General features: G+C 70.5%; 13 protein-coding genes. 5 read left to right on the forward strand and 8 right to left on the reverse strand.

Going from position 1 to position 18,562, the window contains the following annotated elements; genetic code table 11:
* Nucleotides 1-380 precede the first annotated feature (380 nt).
* Entirely contained in the window at nucleotides 381-2,318 is a 1,938-nt protein-coding gene (locus I004_RS34285) for an MFS transporter (RefSeq protein ID WP_078511296.1), read from the forward strand.
* Between the two features lie 96 nt (nucleotides 2,319-2,414).
* Here the strand turns inward: I004_RS34285 and I004_RS0116295 are convergent, their stop codons facing one another.
* Nucleotides 2,415-2,861 (reverse strand): cell division protein SepF, encoded by a 447-nt coding sequence (locus tag I004_RS0116295; RefSeq protein ID WP_028436375.1) that lies wholly within the window; start codon nucleotides 2,859-2,861, stop codon nucleotides 2,415-2,417.
* Between the two features lie 947 nt (nucleotides 2,862-3,808).
* On the opposite strand from I004_RS0116295, the gene I004_RS0116300 reads away from it, so the two are divergent.
* A complete protein-coding gene (locus I004_RS0116300; RefSeq protein WP_028436376.1) occupies nucleotides 3,809-4,852 on the forward strand; it encodes an alpha-lytic protease prodomain-containing protein in 1,044 nt (347 codons plus the stop codon).
* Between the two features lie 156 nt (nucleotides 4,853-5,008).
* Here I004_RS0116300 and I004_RS0116305 read toward each other — a convergent pair whose 3' ends face one another.
* Complete coding sequence (locus I004_RS0116305) at nucleotides 5,009-6,031, reverse strand: aspartate-semialdehyde dehydrogenase (protein ID WP_028436377.1); 1,023 nt, start codon at nucleotides 6,029-6,031, stop codon at nucleotides 5,009-5,011.
* 163 nt (nucleotides 6,032-6,194) lie between these two features.
* A complete protein-coding gene (locus I004_RS0116310; RefSeq protein WP_037976592.1) occupies nucleotides 6,195-7,031 on the reverse strand; it encodes a metallophosphoesterase family protein in 837 nt (278 codons plus the stop codon).
* Nucleotides 7,032-7,292: 261 nt separating this feature from the next.
* Here I004_RS0116310 and I004_RS0116315 point away from each other — a divergent pair, with 261 nt between their 5' ends.
* On the forward strand, nucleotides 7,293-11,018 hold the full coding sequence (locus I004_RS0116315; protein ID WP_028436379.1) for a DNA polymerase III subunit alpha: 3,726 nt from the start codon (nucleotides 7,293-7,295) through the stop codon (nucleotides 11,016-11,018).
* A complete protein-coding gene (locus I004_RS0116320) occupies nucleotides 11,015-12,112 on the forward strand; it encodes a DinB/UmuC family translesion DNA polymerase (RefSeq protein WP_078511300.1) in 1,098 nt (365 codons plus the stop codon). Before I004_RS0116315 ends, I004_RS0116320 begins: the two co-directional genes overlap by 4 nt.
* Nucleotides 12,113-12,129: 17 nt before the next feature.
* Here the strand turns inward: I004_RS0116320 and I004_RS34290 are convergent, their stop codons facing one another.
* From I004_RS34290 to I004_RS0116335, 3 genes are all read right to left on the reverse strand, one after another.
* Nucleotides 12,130-13,656: an MFS transporter gene (locus I004_RS34290; protein WP_078511302.1), complete on the reverse strand. Its 1,527-nt coding sequence runs from the start codon at nucleotides 13,654-13,656 to the stop codon at nucleotides 12,130-12,132.
* Nucleotides 13,657-13,730: 74 nt separating this feature from the next.
* A complete protein-coding gene (locus tag I004_RS0116330) occupies nucleotides 13,731-14,219 on the reverse strand; it encodes a MarR family winged helix-turn-helix transcriptional regulator (protein ID WP_028436381.1) in 489 nt (162 codons plus the stop codon).
* 165 nt (nucleotides 14,220-14,384) lie between these two features.
* Nucleotides 14,385-15,209: an RNA methyltransferase gene (locus I004_RS0116335; RefSeq protein ID WP_028436382.1), complete on the reverse strand. Its 825-nt coding sequence runs from the start codon at nucleotides 15,207-15,209 to the stop codon at nucleotides 14,385-14,387.
* 251 nt (nucleotides 15,210-15,460) lie between these two features.
* Here I004_RS0116335 and I004_RS0116340 point away from each other — a divergent pair, with 251 nt between their 5' ends.
* Nucleotides 15,461-16,456 (forward strand): esterase/lipase family protein, encoded by a 996-nt coding sequence (locus I004_RS0116340; protein WP_486580041.1) that lies wholly within the window; start codon nucleotides 15,461-15,463, stop codon nucleotides 16,454-16,456.
* A 73-nt stretch (nucleotides 16,457-16,529) separates the two neighbouring features.
* Here the strand turns inward: I004_RS0116340 and I004_RS0116345 are convergent, their stop codons facing one another.
* Both I004_RS0116345 and I004_RS0116350 read right to left on the reverse strand, forming a co-directional pair.
* A complete protein-coding gene (locus tag I004_RS0116345) occupies nucleotides 16,530-17,174 on the reverse strand; it encodes an MSMEG_1061 family FMN-dependent PPOX-type flavoprotein (protein ID WP_028436384.1) in 645 nt (214 codons plus the stop codon).
* Between the two features lie 74 nt (nucleotides 17,175-17,248).
* Nucleotides 17,249-18,250 carry a lytic polysaccharide monooxygenase gene (locus I004_RS0116350; RefSeq protein WP_028436385.1) on the reverse strand — a complete coding sequence of 334 codons (1,002 nt, stop codon included), beginning with the start codon at nucleotides 18,248-18,250 and terminating at the stop codon, nucleotides 17,249-17,251.
* Between the last annotated feature and the right edge of the window lie 312 nt (nucleotides 18,251-18,562).

Genomic DNA, 18,562 nt, shown 5'->3' on the forward strand with positions numbered 1-18,562 from the left:
GCATTCCGGATGCCGTTGCGAGTGCGGACGGCCAACACGCCCCGGAATTTCTGTTCACCAGCGGTCGGTGAGGAATTCGGTTCCTCTTTTCCATCCGGATTCCCCTGCGGGGCCGCGGAGTTGACGCCCTGGGACCCGCGGCAGGGGACGCGCCGCCCGGAGGTGGGGGGACGTGCGGGCCGACGTGCGGGTGCGGTGCAGGTCGGACGGTAGGTGAGATGCGCCACGCGAGCGTCCGGCAGACTCGCGTACCCTGACATGCCACTCGCCCTTCTGTTTCCGGGCCGCCCTGTGTGTTCCGTCCCCTCCGGGGCAACCGTCCGCAGCAGGCCCGGTGATCCCCCACCCTGCGAAGGGCGAGCGCGAGAGGAGGTGCGCAGATGTCCCGGACGACCCCGGCCGGATCAGCCGGCGAGGCGTCTGACGTTCCCGCGCACACGGCTGCCCGCCGCGTCTCCGGTGAGGCAGCACCTGCCAACCGGTGGACGGTGCTCGTCGTCCTCTGCGCCAGTCTGCTTCTGGTCGCCATCGACGCCACCGTGCTGCACGTCGCGGTCCCGGCCGTCTCCGAGCAGCTGCGACCCGGCTCCCTCGAACTGCTGTGGATCGTGGACGCCTATCCACTGGTCTGCGCGTCCCTGCTGATCATGTTCGGCACGCTCGGCGACCGGACCGGGCGGCGCCGGGTGCTGCTCTTCGGCTACGCCTTCTTCGCCGCGGCCTCGGCCCTGGCCGCTTACGCACAGACACCGGGCATGCTCATCGGAGCACGCGCCCTGCTGGGCGTCGGCGGCGCGATGATCATGCCCGCGACGCTCTCGATACTGCGCCACGTGTTCCCCGACCGCCGTGAGCGGGCCCTCGCGATCGGCATCTGGAGCGCCGTCGCCGCGGTCGGAGCCGCGGTCGGCCCCCTCGTCGGAGGGCTGCTGCTCGAGCACTTCTGGTGGGGCTCGGTCTTCCTCGTCAATCTTCCGTTGATGGCCGCCGGCCTCATCGTGGGGCGCTGGCTGCTGCCCGAGTCCACCGGCGACCGCAGGGGGCCCTGGGACGTCCTCGGCGCCGTCGTGGCTGCGGGCGGCCTCTTCGGCCTCATCTTGGGCGTCAAGCACGCGGGCGGCGGCCACCCCTTCTCGCCGGGCACGATCGTGCCGCTGATGGCGGGTCTGGTGCTGCTCGGGGTCTTCGTGCGGAGGCAGCGGCGGCGCACGTACCCGCTCATCGACGTCCGTACGGTCGCGCGTCGCGCCTTCGGCACCGCCGTGGGGTGCATCGTGCTCACGGTGCTCGCCCTCGTGGGTCTCGCGCTGATCGCCGCCCAGTACCTGCAGCTGGTGCTCGGCTTCTCGCCGTTGCAGACAGGTCTGCGGCTGCTGCCGCTCTCGCTGGCGGCCATCGCCGCCGGACTCGTGGGCTCCCGGCTGCTGCGGCTGCTGGGCCCGCGGTGCATGGTCGGGCTGGGTTTCCTGCTCACCATCGTTGCCGTGATCTGCCTGACGGGCCTGGGCCAGGAGGACCGGCCTGTGCTGCTCGTCGGGGGGTTCGTGCTGCTGGGCTTCGGTCTGGAGACCACGCTCTTCGGCTGTTACGAGTCCATGCTCAACGAAGCGCCCGCCGCCCGCTCGGGCGGTGCCGCCGCGGTCGGCGAGACGGCGTACCAGCTGGGGGCCGGCATGGGCATCGCCGTGCTCGGCAGCGTGATGAACGCGGCGTACGCGCCGGGCGTCCGGGACGTGCCCGGCGTCTCCGCCGCCGCGAAGGGCGACGCGAGCCACTCGCTCGGGGAGGCGTACGGCATCGCGGCCCAGGTGGGCGGCTCCGCCGGGGACGCGCTCCGCTCGGCGGCGCGCGAGGCGTTCGTCCACGGCATGCACGTCACGCTGATCGCCAGTGCGGGACTGCTGCTCCTCGGCGCTCTGGCAGCACTGAGGCTGCCGCGTTCCATGGACGACGGTGCTCCCGGGGGTGCGGACGAGCAGACCGCCGCGGACGGCACCGCAGCGGGCGAGGAGGAGTCCGGGAGCCCGAAGGGCAGCGAGCGGGCCGACCAGGACGGACGGGACGAGGCGCCCGCAGTGGCCGAGGGCGGCGGCGACCGTCGCGCACCCGCGTCCGTGAGCGGTCGGCTGCCGCGCCAAGCCGACAGGAGTCAGGAGCGGGCCGGTGCGGTTCCCCATGCGCCGTCGGCTGGTTCCGGTAACGGGAACGGGAAGGGATCCCCCGGCGGGAATGGGCCCGGGAACGGGAACGGACGCGGCCATGAGCAGAAGCAGGGCGACGGCAGCGATCTTCTGCCGAGCGGGATCACACGGCCCTGACGGGCGCGGCCGGCCGCCGGGCGCACGGAAGGTGCGGCCCTGCCGCCGTCGGCGTCGAATGCCGGGGGAGAGCGGTGACTTCGCCGTCGGCCCGGATCAGCTCTGGTTGAAGAAGCCGCCCTCCGCGGCGCGGCGGTTCTCGCTGCCGACGATCTTGTAGTCGTCGGGCGTCAGCAGGAACACCCGCGTCGCCACACGTTCGATGGACCCGCGCAGCCCGAAGGTGAGGCCGGCGGCGAAGTCCACGACGCGCTTGGCGTCCGCGGACTCCATCATGGTCAGGTTGATGATGACGGGCACGCCGTCCCGGAACAGTTCGCCGATCCCGCGCGCATCGCGGAAGCCGTCGGGTGTCACGGTCGCGATCCGGGTGCCCTGGTCCTGAGCGGCCTCCGCCGTCACCCGGATCCGCGGGTCCGTGACCCAGGACTCCTGAGCGGCGTCACCGGGCTCCGGCCCCTCGGCGTAGTCGTCGTCGTAGTAACGCATTTCGCTGTCGTCGACGAGGCCCAGCCAGGCACTCGCCTTGCGCACCGATCCCATGGACGCCTCCTCTCCTCTGCGCGGTCCGTCCGCAGTCACATCGAGCAGCTCCCCCCCGGGAGTCCGCATCTCTATGGTCGTCCATGATGCGGATGTTGCGCCAAGTGGATACCTGCCCAGTACGGGTTTCGTGACGGTACTGGTGCAGAACCTATGGTGCCGGGTCAAGGAACCTGTGGGGCACGCGTGGTGACGGTGTGCAAGTTGTGCACCTCCCACCGGGTGCCGGCGGGGGGAAGACGGGTACGGGTCACCCCGCACTCCATGGTGAACTGCCGCATGTGTGATGCCGCCGTCCGACGCGTACGAAACACTGTGCGAGGGGTCAACAGGGAGACGGAGAAGGGGTGTTCGGACTCTCCGTCCATGTGTCGCTCAAGGGCTGCGGATCATGTTGCGTGCGTTCGCGGCCTGTTGACGTGCGCGGGGCCCAACATCCGCGTGCCGGACGCCGTAGCCGATCATCGTTTCCGGGGCGTTCGCGGCCGAACAGCAAGCCGGAATTCGCAGGAAACACGCGGAAGCGGGAACGCGGAGCATGGAATTCCTGAAATCGCTTCCTGCCGCCATTGCTGAGACCTTGATGAAATCCCGTACATCGAGCGGGAATCGATGGACAGAACGGGACAAGTCCGCTTGTTGTGCCAGTTGAGGCCATCATCTGCCATTGTCGCCCCTTGCGATCAATCAGGGTATCGACGCGACGAGTTGCGCTGTGTACGGTCCACCTGCAACGGTCCGACTTTTCATGGGACGACGCTTACTCGGCCTTGTGCGGTAACAGGGATTCTCGTAATACTCATGGGTACGAGTTGGCATGGACGCGACTTCCTTCGATCGGCGAAGGGCGTGTTCGTACTTCCTCCGGGGCCGTACCCGGGAAACGCCAAGGGCGGCCTCAACCCCCCACTGGAGGTTCAGAGTTGAAGAAGATATCGAAGCGGCAGATGGTCATCGCGGGTGCGGGTGTCGCAGCGCTCGTGGCCGGATCGGTGACCCTGTCGACAGCGAACGCCGCGGAAGACTCCGCGCCGAGTCTCAAGACCCTGACCAGCGCGTCGGCTTCGAAGCTCGCCACGACGCTCGTCTCGGACGTCAAGGGTGACGCCGGTTCGTACTACGACGCGAAGGCCAAGAAGCTGGTCGTCAACGTCACGGACCAGGACGCCAAGAAGCAGGTCGAGGCGGCCGGTGCCGAGGCGAAGATCGTCCAGCACACGATGTCCCAGCTGAAGTCGGTCAAGGACGCCTTCACCGCGAAGGACATCGCCGGCACCGCGCGGATGGTGGACGTCAAGTCCAACAAGGTCGTCATCACCGCCGACAGGACGGTCAAGGGCGCCAAGCTCGCTCAGCTGAAGAAGCAGGCCAAGGCCGAGGGCAGCAAGGTCGAACTGAACCGCACCGCGGGCAAGTACACCACCAAGATCGCGGGTGGCGACGCCATCCACGGTGACGGCGGCCGCTGCTCGCTCGGCTTCAACGTCACCCTCGACGGTCAGCCGGCCTTCCTCACCGCGGGCCACTGCACCACCGCGATCGCCAGCTGGTCGGACAGCGAAGGCGGCCAGGAGATCGCCAAGAGCGGCGACGGCGAGTTCCCGGGTGCCGACTACGGCATCGCCTCGTACACCGCCGAGGTCGACCACCCGAGCTCGGTCAACCTCTACGACGGCGGCACCCAGGAGATCACGGGCGCGGCCGAGGCCGAGGTCGGCCAGCAGGTCACCCGCAGCGGCAGCACCACCCAGGTACACGAAGGCACGGTCAAGGCCGTGGACGCCTCCGTCACCTACCCCGAGGGCACCGTCAACGGTCTGATCCAGACCGACGTCTGCGCCGAGCCCGGCGACAGCGGCGGCTCCCTCTTCGCCGGTGACAAGGCTCTCGGCATGACCTCCGGCGGCAGCGGTGACTGCTCCGGCGGCGGCGAGACCTTCTTCCAGCCGGTGACGACGGCCCTCGAGGCCACGGGTGCCCAGCTTCCCTGACGCACCTGAGGCGCCCGGTGCGACCTCGCACCGGGCGCCGGCCCGGTGACGGGCACAGTCACACACATGCGGAACCCCCGGGCGGCGCCCGGGGGTTCCGTCGTGATGTTCGAGTCCGGCTTCAGCGGAGTCCGCCGCGGAAGGGCTGCACCCGCCTCACTCGGCGGCGACCAGCTCCGCGATCTGCACGGCGTTCAGCGCCGCTCCCTTACGGAGGTTGTCGTTGGCGAGGAAGAGCGCGAGGCCGTTCTCGGCGGTCTCATCGGTGCGGATGCGTCCGACGTAACTCGCGTCCTTGCCCGCGGCCTGGAGCGGCGTGGGGATGTCGGAGAGCTCCACGCCCGGTGCCGCTGCCAGCAGCTCACGCGCCCGCTCCGGCGTGATCGCCCGCTCGAAGCGGGCGTTGACCTGGAGGGAGTGACCGGTGAAGACGGGCACGCGCACGCAGGTGCCCGACACCCTCAGGCCGGGGATGTCCAGGATCTTGCGGCTCTCGTTGCGGAGCTTCTGCTCCTCGTCCGTCTCGTCCAGGCCGTCGTCGACGATCGAACCGGCCATAGGCAGCACGTTGAAGGCGATGGGACGCTCGTACTTGACCGGGTCGGGGAAGTCCACGGCGTCGCCGCCGAAGGTCAGCCGGGTCGCGTCGGTCTCGATGGCCTTGCTCGCCTGCTCGTTCAGCTCGGCGACGCCGGCCAGGCCGCTGCCGGAGACCGCCTGGTACGTGGCGACGACCAGCCCCGTCAGCCCGGCCTCGTCGTGCAGCGGACGCAGCACGGGCATGGCGGCCATGGTGGTGCAGTTCGGGTTGGCGATGATGCCCTTCGGGCGGCGCTTCGCCGCGTCAGGGTTCACCTCGGAGACGACGAGCGGGACTTCGGGGTCGAGCCGCCAGGCGGAGGAGTTGTCGATGACGACCGGCCCCTGCGTGGCGACCTTCTCTGCGATGGCCTTCGACGTCGAACCCCCGGCCGAGAAGAGCACGATGTCCAGCCCGGAGTAGTCGGCCGTGGCCGCGTCCTCGACGGTGACCTCGCCGCCCTGCCAGGGCAGTGTGCGCCCGGCGGAACGGGCGGAGGCGAACAGACGCAGCTGCTCGACGGGGAGTTTCCGCTCGGCCAGAATCTCCCGCATCACGCTGCCGACCTGGCCGGTCGCTCCGACGATCCCGATCCTCATGGGGCTCCTTCTGTGCATGTCCTGTGCGAGTGTGTCCGGGCCCTGTCCGTCCGCGGCGCGCGTACGGCCGGGCGCTGGCTCTTCTACCCTGCCCTGCCCCCGCTACGATCGGCCACTTCTTTGACATCGGTCACACGGGACGGGCAGCCACCGGGCGCGCCGGTCACCCGGCACGGCCGTCGAGCGGGCCGAAGGCGGTGAGCGCGTCCTCGGCGCTGTTGCGCGCGTGCACGTACTCGTCCGCCCACTCCGCGGCGCCCTCGTACGCGGACTCGGCGGCGATGCGGGCGCAGGCGGCCGCGTAGTCGTACGTGGTCCGCCGCAGGGTCACGGAGTCGCCGGGACCGAGCAGGGCCCAGTGCGCGCCGGGACGTCCGTACGGCATCCCCACGCTCCCGGGGTTGACCACCAGCACACCCTGGACGACCCGGACGAACGGCATATGGGTGTGGCCGCACACCACGGCCCGCACATCCGCGTCCACGTCCGCCAGTACCTCGGTCCAGCGCTCGGAGCGGGAATCGACCAGTGCCACCTCGGTGTCGTTGCGAGGTGTGGCATGGCAGAAGAGCACAGGGCCCAGGCCGTCGACATCCAGGCGTGCGGTCGGTGGCAGCCCCGCCAGGAACCGGGCGTCCGCCTCGCTCAGCAGGCCCGCGGCCCACAGGCCGATGGCGAAGGGCGCGTCGTGCTGCTCGGCCGGCTCGCGCCGCTCATGGCCCCTGCTCTCCCCGCCGTCGCCCTCGTCCGAGACGCGTCCGGCGGCGTCGCGGTGTTCGGCCAGCTCCCGGTCGGCGTTGCCCCGCACCCACACGGCGCGGTCGCCCAGCCCGCGCAGCAGCTCCAGGGTCTCGAGGGGCTGCGGGCCGGCGAGGAGGTCTCCCGTGAGGACGATGTGGTCTGCCGTCCGCACGTCCGGCTCGTCGAGCACAGCCTCCAGGGCGGGGAGGACGCCGTGGATGTCCGAGAGCACCGCTACGCGTCCGTCTTGTCGGGTCATGCGGCTCAGCATGGCCCGGCAACGGGGCCGGCGAGGGGTGGTTCTCCCAGCGCGGAAACCCCGTCGTGGCGCGCCCGGAGCGGCCGTTCGCACACCCCGGCCGTGCGGTGTCCGCGGGCCCCGCCCGTGCGGCCGCGTACCGCCGGTGAGCTGCGGAGGGACGTCACACACCTTGTTCGAACACTGGTTCGACAGACTGGTCTATGGTGGGGGTGTACCCAGGGACAGGCAGAGGTGCGGATGCGGCAGGAGGTGCGTGCGATGCCGGGATTCGTGCACCTGCACGTCGCCTCTGGATTCTCCATGAGATACGGGGCCTCCCACCCCGAGACGCTGGCCGAACGAGCCGCCGAGCGCGGCATGGACGCGGTCGCGCTCACCGACCGGGACACCCTCGCCGGAGCGGTCCGCTTCGCCCGTGCGAGTGCCGGCGCCGGAGTGCGTCCCGTCTACGGGGTGGATCTGGCCGTGGCGGAGCGGCCGGAGAAGAAGAGCGCGGTGCGCCGGCGCCGTACCCCCGTCAGGGGCGGGGCCTTCATCGACGAATCGGCACAGCGCGTCGTCTTCCTCGCCGGGCAGGGTGCGGCGGGGTGGGAGCGCCTGTGCCGGCTGGTCACGGCTGCCCACGCCTCCGGCGGTGAGCGTCCCCGGCTGGAGTGGGAGGACCTGGCCGCGGTGGGAGGGGCGTCCGGCGCGGGAGGCTCCGGAGCAGATGAGGGGGCGCTGACCGTGCTGCTCGGCCCCGACTCCGACGTCGGCCGGGCGCTCGCCGCCGGACGGCCCGATCGCGCGGCACGGCAACTCGACGGCTGGCGGGAGATCTTCGGTACGCAGGCGCTGCGCCTGGAGGTCGGCGCGCATGTGCCGACGCGGGAGTCCGCGCGGATGCTGGGTCTCGCGGCAGGGGAAGGGGTCAAGCCCGTACTGGCCAACGGGGTGCGCTACGCCGATCCCGGCCAGGGCCCGGTCGCGGACGTACTGGACGCCGCACGCCGCCTGGTCCCCGTCGACCCCCGGAAGGGACTGGACAGCGGCGAGCGGTGGCTCAAGGGTCCGGAGGCCATGGCGTCGGCTGCGGAGCGCATCGCTCTTGCCGCGGGCTACCGGAGCGACACCGCGAACCGGCTGCTGGCGGTGACCGAGGAGACCGCCGGGAGCTGCCGTGTCGACCCGGAGTACGACATCGGCATCGGGCGTGTGCACTTCCCCGAGCCGTGGCTGGTCGGTGCGGGCGGAGGCAGGAGCGCCGAGCGCGTGCTGCGTTCACGGTGTGCGGCCGGGATGGTCGCCCGGCGGTACGAGGGACAGCGGAAGCGCTGGGAGAGACTCGAACACGAGCTGCGGATCATCGAAGGGCTGGGCTTCTCCTCCTACTTCCTCACCGTCGCGCAGGTCGTGGAGGACGCACGGGCGATGGGCGTGCGGGTCGCGGCGCGCGGCTCGGGCGCCGGATCGCTGGTCAACCATCTGCTGGGCATCGCACACGCCGATCCCGTCGAACACGGCCTGCTCATGGAGCGGTTCCTCTCGCCGAGCCGCGCCGCACTGCCGGACATCGACATCGACGTGGAATCGGCGCGGAGGCTGGAGGTCTACCGCGCCATCTTCGACCGCTTCGGCGAGGAGCGCGTCGCGGCCGTCGCCATGCCGGAGACCTACCGGGTGCGGCACGCGATCCGCGACGTGGGCGCGGCGCTGAGCATCGACCCCGCCGAGACCGACCGGCTCGCGAAGTCGTTCCCGCACATACGGGCACGCGACGCGCGTGCCGCCCTCGATGAGCTTCCCGAGCTGCGCGGTGTGGACGCCGAGAAGTACGGACCCCGCTTCTGGGACCTGGTCGAGTCGCTGGACGCACTGCCCCGCGGTATCGCCATGCACCCGTGCGGTGTGCTGCTCTCGGACTCCTCGCTCCGCGCCCGTACGCCCGTCGTGCCCACCAGCGGTGAGATCCCCTTCGGCCCCGCCGGTCCCGGCGATCCTTCCGGGCCCGGGCACCTCCCTGGGGGCCGGCGAAGCCAGGGGGAGCAGCCAGGTGGTGAAGCCGGGGGGAGCGCGCCCGTCGCGATGTCGCAGTTCGACAAGGACGACGTGGAGGAGCTGGGGCTGCTCAAGCTGGATGTGCTGGGGGTGCGGATGCAGTCCGCGATGGCGCACGCGGTCGCGGAGATCGAGCGGACCGGCGGCGGCCATGTCGCGCTGGACGAGGTGCCCGAGGGCGATCCGCAGACGTACGAGCTGATCCGCTCCACCGAGACGCTCGGCTGTTTCCAGATCGAATCGCCGGGCCAGCGCGACCTGGTGGGACGGCTGCAGCCGGAGAGCTTCCACCATCTCGTCGTCGACATCTCGCTGTTCCGGCCGGGACCGGTCGTCGCCGACATGGTGCGGCCGTTCATCGAGGCGCGGCACGGACGGCGGCCCGCCGCGTACCCGCACCCGGATCTGGAGCCGGCGCTGCGCGAGACGTTCGGCGTCGTGGTCTTCCATGAGCAGATCATCGAGATCCTGTCCGTCATGACCGGCTGCGGCCGCGCCATGGCCGACGAGGCGCGGCGCGCGCTCTCGGACGACGAGCGGCAGGGGAGGGTGCGGGCCTGGTTCACGCAGGAGGCGTCCCGGCGCGGGTACGACGCCGAGGCCGTCGAACGCACCTGGGAGATCGTGGAGGCGTTCGGCTCCTACGGTTTCTGCAAGGCGCACGCCGTCGCCTTCGCCGTTCCCACGTATCAGTCGGCGTGGCTGAAGGCCCATCATCCGGCGGCTTTTTACGCGGGGCTGCTGGAGCACGATCCGGGGATGTACCCCAAGAGGCTGCTGCTGGCGGACGCACGCAGGCGCGGGGTGCCGGTGCTGCCGCTGGATGTGAACCGGTCGTCGGTCGGTTATCAGGTCGAACTGGTGTCTGATTTCAGGGGTGTTGGAGACGGGCTCGCGGACACCACGGGGCCCTCCTCCGAACACCCGGACCATCAGGAACATGCGGGCCATGCGGAACATGTGCAGCGCCTGTGGGGACTGCGTCTCGCCCTTTCCGAAGTGCAGGGCATCAGCGAGGCGGACGCGGAGCGCGTCGCCGCAGGGCAGCCCTACGACTCGCTGGCGGACCTCTGGAGACGGGCACGGCCGCCGCGTCCCGTCGCCGAAAGGCTCGCGCGCGTGGGGGCGCTGGACGCCTTCACGCCCGACGGCAACCGCCGCGACCTGCTGCTGCAGATCGCCGAACTCCACCGCCAGCAGCGCGGCAGATCCGGTGCCCGCGAGGGGCAGCTGGCGCTGGACCATCTGGCGAAAGGCGCCGCCGCACCCGAGCCGGCCGGGCTTCCCGACCTCGACGCGGACGAGCGGCTGGGAGCGGAACTCGGTGTCCTCGGCATGGACACCTCCCGGCACCTCATGGACGATCACACCGCCTTCCTGCGGGAGTTGGGCGCGCACTCCGCACGTGCGCTGCGTGACGCACGGCATGGTGAGACGGTCCTGGTCGCGGGGGCCAAGGCCGCGACCCAGACCCCGCCGATCCGCTCCGGGCGGCGCGTCATCTTCAGCACCCTCGACGACGGCACCGGTCTGGTCGACCTCGCCTTCTTCGACGACAGCCACGCGGCCTGTGCGCACACCGTCTTCCACTCCTGGCTGCTGCTGGTGCGGGGAGTGGTGCAGCGGCGCGGGCCGCGCAGCCTCAGCGTGGTCGGGTCGGCGGCATGGGATCTGGCCGAGCTGGCCGAACTGCGCCGCGCCGGTGGCCTGGACGCGGTCACGGCCAGGCTGGCGGAGCCGCCCGTGGGCCCCGGGCCGGATCAGGACGAGGGGAGCGGCGAGGACCAGAACCAGGGCGCGGGCACCGGTTCCGGCGGCCGTACCGTCGAGGTGGCCAAGGGTTACGAGATGCATCCCTGGGCCGATCTGCGTCCTCCCGGGGATGCCGCCGGTTCTCCGAACGCCCTGCGCAAGCTCTGGCACTCCAGCCCGGGGAGCGCGGGATGAGCGGCTCCAGCGAGCCCGGCGGGCACAGTGAACCCAGCGAGCACAGCGAGCACAGCGGACACGGCGAGCAGGGCGGGCCGGGCGAGCAGGGCGGACCGGGTGGGCAACTGCGCGTGCTGTACGTCCACTTCGGGGGCAGAGTCCGTCAAGTGGACGAGGACCGCCCGGAGTTCTCCGTGCTCCTCGGTCTCCTCGCCCGTTTCACCCCCGTCGTACAGGCGCTGCCGCCCGATGCCGCGCTCGCCGACGTGCGTGGCGCGCTGCGCTACTTCGACCGTGACGCACCCGGGCTGGCCCGGCTCATCCGTCTCCGCGTGCTGGCCCTGTACGACACCGACTGCACCGTCGGCGTCGCCGTCAATCCGCTGCTCGCGAGGATGGCCGCGCACTCCGGACCCCCGGGCGCGGTCCGGGTCGTGCATCCGGAGGAGACCGCCGGGTTCCTCGCGGGCAAGCCCGTCGCGGCACTGCACGGCGTCGGCCCGGTGACCGCTCGCACCCTGTGCTCGTACGGTCTGGACACCGTCGGCCGCGTCGCCGGCGCCCCGCCCGCCACCCTGCAGCGCATCCTCGGCGCGAAGACCGGACGCCTCCTCCGGGAGCGCGCCCGCGGCATCGACCCGACACCGGTGGTTCCCGATGAACCGGCACGTTCGGAGAGCTCCGAATTCCGCTTCGACCGGGACGAGATCGACCCGGCCGAGCGCCGCCGTGCGCTGCTCACCCTCGCCGACGAACTGGGCTTCCGTATGCGCACGGGCGGGCAGGTGGCCCGTGCGCTGACCCTCACCGTCCGCTATGCCGACCGCTCCGTCACCACGCGCACCCGCACGCTCGCCGAACCCACCGCGCACACCCCGGCGTTGACCGCTGCCGCCTATGCCATGCACGACGGGCTCGGGCTGCAGCGGGCCCGCGTGCGCGCGGTGACCCTGCGCGCGGAGGAGCTGATGCCGGCCGAACTCGCCTCCCTGCAGCTGTCCCTGGACCCTCGTGAGGAGAAGGCGAGGCGCGCCGAGGCGGCGGCGGACCGGGCCCGGCTGCGGTTCGGCGCGGCCGCGGCACACCCCGCGGGGCTCTTCGACGCGGCGTAGCCGGGGCGGGCAGGCACTCAGCCGTCGAGGCCGCCGCTGTCCGTACGAGCTGGAGCGGCGGTCGGCGAGAACGCCGACGCCTTCGCAGCGCTCTCGTCCTCGTACCTGCCGTCTGCAATCGACGCCTGCCCGGGCCTGCGCAGCACGATGAGTGCGATGACGAAGGCGGTGGCGAGAAGCCCCGCACCGATGGTGAAGGCCAGGTGATAGCCGCCGGTCAGCGCCTCGGCCCGGCTCCTGCCCTGTGCGAGCAGCTCCTCGCTGCGGGAAGCCGCCAGGGTGGAGAGCACCGCGACGCCCGCAGCCATGCCGATCTGCTGGGTGGTGTTGAAGAGTCCGGAGGCGAGCCCGGCGTCGTCGTCCCCCGCGCCGGACATCGCGAGCGAGGTCAGCGCCGGAAGGGCCAGCCCGAAGCCGGCAGCGAGAAGCATCACGGGGAGCAGGTCGGTCGCGTAGTGCGCGTGCACGGGGATTCGGGTGAGCAGGCCCAGGACCCCGATCAGGAGGACGAGCCCCGTCAGCAGGACGTTGCGCTCGCCGTAGCGGGCGATCAAGCGGGCCGAGGCGCCCAGGGACACCGCGCCGATGACCGCTGCTGCCGGGAGCATGGCCAGGCCGGTCCTGGCGGCACCGTATCCGAGCACCTTCTGCAGGTAGAGGGCGACGAGGATCTGGAACGAGAACAGCGCGGCCACCATGAGGACTTGCACCAGGTTGGCCCCCGAGACGCTGAGCGACCGGAAGATCCGCAGCGGCATGAGGGGTGTTGTGGCAGTGGCCTGGCGGGCGGTGAACGCGGCAAGCAGAGCTGCGGCGAGTGCTCCGAAGCCGAGCGTGGGTGCCGAAGTCCAGCCGTGTTCCTCGACGTTGACGACGGTGTAGATCCCCGTCATCAGCCCCGTGGTGACGAGGAGGGCTCCGATCACATCGGCTCCGGCCCTGATGCCGAGTCCGCGGTCTGCGGGCAGGAAGGGTACGGCGACCGCGAGAGCCGCGAGTCCGATCGGCAGGTTGATGAAGAAGATCCAGTGCCAGCTGAGCTCGTCGGTGAGAACTCCGCCGAGAACCTGGCCGATCGATGCACCGGCCGCGCCGGTGAAGCTGAACACGGCGATCGCCTTGGCCCGCTCCTGGGGCGTGGTGAACAGTGTCACGAGGATGCCCAGGCTGACGGCGGAGGCCATCGCGCTGCCGACCCCCTGCAGGAACCGGGCCGCGATCAGCACCGCAGGGGAGCCGGCGGCACCCGCCAGGAGCGAGGCCGAGGTGAAAAGTCCTGTACCGGCCATGAACATGCGCTTGCGGCCGATCAGGTCGCCGAGCCGTCCAGCGAGCAGCAGCAGGCTGCCGAACGCGATCAGGTAGGCGTTGACGACCCAGCTGAGGCCTGCGGCGGAGAATCCGAGATCACTCTGGATGGCCGGCATGGCCACGGTCACGATGCTGCCGTCGAGGATGGTCATCAGCATCCCGGTGGTGATGACGGCGAGGGCGGTCCACCGAAAGCGCGGAACGGCGGGGGGCGGGGCGGAGGTTGCGGACATGGGCCTCTCCTGTCGACTCAGGCAGCAGGAGAGACATTAGCAGATGGTTTTGTTGTAGACGATTTACTTCGGGCCTACTTCCCCCGCTGGCGCGCCCGTCGCACCGGGTGCGGGTTCTCGGCGGGGGCGGCCAGATGTCCGGCGATCAAGTGGCTCAATGCCCTCAGGAAGGCCTGCCGGTCCTTCTCGGGGAGCGCTGCCAGCGCTTCCTCGTGAACACGGTCGACGATCTTCTGACTCCGCTCGGCGACTCGGGAGCCTTCCTCGGTGACCGCGATGATCCGGGCCCGCCGGTCCCGGCTGGACGGGCGGCGCTCGGCGAGGCCGGCCTTCTCCAATGCGTCCACCGTCACCACCATGGTCGTCTTGTCCATGTCGCCGATCTCGGCGAGCTGGATCTGGGTGCGCTCCTCCTCCAGGGCGTGCACCAGTACGCAGTGCATGCGCGCCGTCAGTCCGGCCTCGGCGAGCGCTGCGGACATCTGACTCCGGAGCACGTGACTGGTGTGATCCAGCAGATAGGACAGATCGGGTTCGGTACTGGTGGGCGTCATGGCGGTCATGCCCGCCAGCGTAGCAATCCGATCCGTGGCAGATTATCCGCAAAGGGTCATTCCGTGCCGGGCCTCGTTTCCGAGATTCTTCGAACCCGATCGCTGCGGGGCCGACTGCGGCTGACCGGCCCGGCCGCCCGGACCAGCCCGGGAGCCGGTGCGGCCAGGGTCGCATCAGCCCCGGCGCGCCGCGATGCGCTGCCGGGAGACCTCGTACAGCACGGCGGTCGCGGCGCCGGCCGCGTTGAGTGAACTGGCCGCCCCGCTCATCGGGATGCGCACCGTGACGTCGCACAGCTGGCGCCAGGCCGCGCTGAGCCCCGCTGTCTCGTTCCCGACGAGGAGCAGTACCGGGCCGGTCAGGTCGGAGTCGAAGAGGTCCGTGGCGCCGTCCTCGTCGGTGCCGACGATCGTGACGCGCCGTCCGAGCGCCCTGTGCTGCTCCAGCCATGCGACGACCTCACGCTGCGAGGGCACCCGCACCGCGGGCAGCGCGAAGAGCGAACCGGTGCTGGCCCGCACCGACTTGGGGTCATAGACGTCGGCGGCGTGTCCGGTCACGATCACGCCGCCGGCGCCGAAGGCGTCCGCGGAGCGGATGACCGTGCCGATGTTCCCGGGCCCGGTGGGGCGGTCGAAGAGCACGCCGAGGAAGTCGTCGTCCACGCCGATGCGGGACAGGTCGTCCTCCGGCATCTCGAGCACCGCGACGACCTCGGGCGCGCTCTCGTCCTTCCCGCCGAGCTCGGCGAGGAGTTCGGGTGCCATCGCGACCCGTTCGGCGTGGACGTCGCGTACCAGGTCCTCGGCCCACCGCGAGAGCGGTCGCCGCGTGGAGTGGATCAACGCCCGTACCGGCCAGCCGTGTTCGACGGCGAGCGTGATGGGGCGGACTCCCTGGACGAGGAACTCCCGTGCGCGCTGCCGCTTGTTCCGGTTGGTGAGCAGCGACTGCCACTGCTGGAAGCGGGCGTTGCGGGAGGTGATCTTCTGAACCAGGGGACTTCCTCCCTCGTGACTTCGTGCCGCCGCGGCAGCCTACACAAGAGCCGGGCGCTCACAGAATCTTCACAGTCATGCTTATGGCCCTCCCAAGTTACCGCTGCGTTAATTGACGTGACTTCGACAAGTGTGGTCTGCCTCACTTCAGTTGCCCCCACCAGAGCCACCACCCCCCACGCAGCACCCCTGCACCACCCCCCACGAGGCGCCACAGGAAAACGCCCCCTCACCCCCACGAGGAGACGGCAGTGAAACTGTCCTGGAAGCACCCCTACACCCCGGCAGTCGCTGCGGCGGCCGCGATCGTCATGACGGCGCTCCCACTCACGGCATCCGGTGCCTCCGCTTCGGAGGCCCCCGCATCGGGCACGTCCACTCCGGACTCCAAGACGTCCTCGGACGCCGACGCCGCCGGGCAGGCCCAGCTGGCCGACAAGCCCGCAGGCGAGGAGCCGAAGGGCGGCTCGGCCGGCAAGTCCGCAGCCGGAGATTCGAAGGGTGGCTGGAACGACTTCGACTGCAAGCCCTCGGAGGCACATCCCCGCCCCGTCGTGCTGGTGCACGGCACGGGAGGCAACAAGATCGACAACTGGCTCGGTCTCGCGCCCTACTTGAAGAAGCGCGGCTACTGCGTCTTCTCCCTCGACTACGGCCAGTACAACGGCATTCCGCTGCTGCACGGCCTCGGCCCCATCGAGGACTCCGCCGTCCAGCTCGACACCTTCGTCGACAAGGTCCTCGGCTCGACGGGCAAGGGCAAGGTCGACATCGTCGGCCACTCGCAGGGCGGCATGATGCCCCGCTACTACATGAAGTTCCTCGGCGGAGCGGACAAGGTGAACGCCCTCGTCGGCATCGCACCGAGCAACCACGGCACGACGCTGAGCGGGCTCACCAAGCTCGTGGACCTGATCCCGGGACTCGGCGACGCCATCGACGGGCTCGCCCCGTCGCTGATGCAGCAGAAGCAGGGCTCGGACTTCATCAACCGTCTCAACGAAGGCGGCGACACCCTGCCCGGCGTGAAGTACACCGTGATCGCGACGAAGTACGACGAGGTGGTGACGCCCTACAAGTCGCAGTTCCTGGAGGGACCGGACGTCAACAACGTCACGCTGCAGGACCTGTGCCCGGCCGACATCTCCGAACACCTGGCGATAGGCCTCTTCGACAAGCTCGCGTTCCACGAGACGGCCAACGCCCTCGACCCGGCGAACGCCGAGCGCACGACCTGCTCCTCCTGACTGACGGAGCCGGAAATGACGGACGACGGGGCCCCACTGGAACTTAAGCCTTCTGGGCGGGGCTCCGTCGACGTCACCACTCGTACAGCTTCTCCGCGTACGCCGGCCCGTAGTGCGTCTCGAGCACCTGCAGCGGGTCCTCCTGACGCTCCAGCGCCTTGGACATCCTCGCCCGCCCGGGCAGCGCATCGGGCTCCCAGGTGGCGGGACTCCAGGCGGAGGAGCGCAGGAAGGCCTTCGAGCAGTGGTAGAAGATCTCCTCGACCTGGACCACCAGTGCGAGTGCGGGCGTGTTCCGCCGGACCGTCATCTCCTCCAGGAACGGCGCCTCACGGACGATCCGCGACCTGCCGTTGATCCGCAGCGTGTCGCCGCGTCCGGGCAGCAGGTGGATGAGCCCGACCTGCGGGTTCTGCAGGATGTTGCGGAACCCGTCGGCCCGCTTGTTGCCCGGCCGGTCGGGGATCGCGACCGTACGTTCGTCGAGCACCTTCACGAAGCCGGGCGGATCGCCCTTCGGTGACACGTCGCACGAACCGTCGCGGCCCGATGTGGCGATCAGACACAGCGGCGAGTGTGCAAGCCACTCCCGGTCCAGCGCGTGCAGCGTGCTCCGGACCTTCCGCGCCGCGTGCGGGGCGGGCTCGCCCAGCAGTTCTCGCAGCTCGGCCTCCGAAGTGACTTCCCTCGTCGCCGACGGCGGTTCCAGATGCTCCACCCTGCCTCACCTTCTCCGCAGGGCACGCAGGTTCCGTCCCTGGCCTGCTCGTAACCGCATCCTACGAGCACGTGTCAGCTTCCGCTGCGACGGCCGAGGTCACGGCGGCGTGCACCGAGGCACACGAGCGTGGCACCGACGACGAGGACGCCCGCGCCGGCGAGCGCGATGTCCGTCGTCGTGCCGTCACTGCCGGACTGGGCGAGCCGGCCGCCCTGCTCGGCACCCTTCGTCTTCGGGGTGTTGTCGGAGGAGTGGCCGGCCCGGGTGTGCTCGCCACTGCCGTGCGCGCTGTGCGTGCCGTGCTCGCCGGCCGACGGGTTGCCATGGCCGTCGTGTTCCACGGTCGACTTGGCGGCGCCCGCCTTGATCTGCGAGTCGCTCGGCGCGGAGGGCCGGCCCTGCGAAGTGGTCTGCGACCTGGTGCCCGCGGCAGCCTGACCGCTCCCGAAGGTGACGTCGGAGCAGGTGTAGAACGCCTCGGGGCTGTCGGAGCGCTGCCAGACGCTGTAGACGAGGTGCCGGCCCGACCTCTTGGGCACGTCGCCCTTGAACGTGTACGCCCCGCCCTCAAGTCGCGGGTCCTTGACCTTCGCGAAGGGCTCGGACTCCAGATCCGACCACTTCAGCGGCTTGGACGGGTCGTAGCCCGACTTCGTGATGTACAGCTCGAAGCTGCCCTTGTGCGGGGCCGTCGACTTGTAGGAGAAGGCGTGCTCACCGGCGGTCATCTTCGACGAGGGCCAGTCCTTGCGCGGCAGGTCCAGGCCCTTGTACTTGGCCCGTCCCGCGCTGCACAGCTTGCCGTCCGGGATGATCTGCTTGTGCCTGCCGGCCGCGTCCGGGATGTTGACCTCGTTCCAGTCGTAGAGCGCCTGGGTGCCGCCGGTCTTCACGGCCGCCTTGCACGCGGCGGACCGCGGATTCTCCGGTCCCTCGGCGAAGCAGGCCGAGACGCGGCTCACCGGGTCCGTCATCGATCCGTGAGCTGCGGCGGGCGCCGCGCCTGCCATGGAGAGCGCGAGCGACACGGCTCCGAGAGCGGCCATGCGTGCGACCGTGCGACGAGCGGACATCTGGGGCTCCTGATGGTGGGGGACATACGTGTCGCCCGTGCCCCGCGCGCCCCGGTGGTGCCAGGCGGGCCGGACCGATGCGGTATGTACCAGCACGCTAGCCCCGCTCAGCTGCCTGTTCGATGCCCGGAAGCCCCAACTGCCCATCTTTATGGTGGCGTTAAGGCAGCGGTAAGAGGGGGCTCAGGCGCGGAGCCCGGGGCGCATGGATGTGCACCGTGCATCCCTTTCCTCACCCGATTCCGTTAAATATGCCTCTGTACAACTCCAGCCCTTTTTCAAGTGTCTAGCCTCCTACCAGAGCAATGCGAC

Source organism: Streptomyces sp. TAA486 (genome assembly GCF_000426165.1).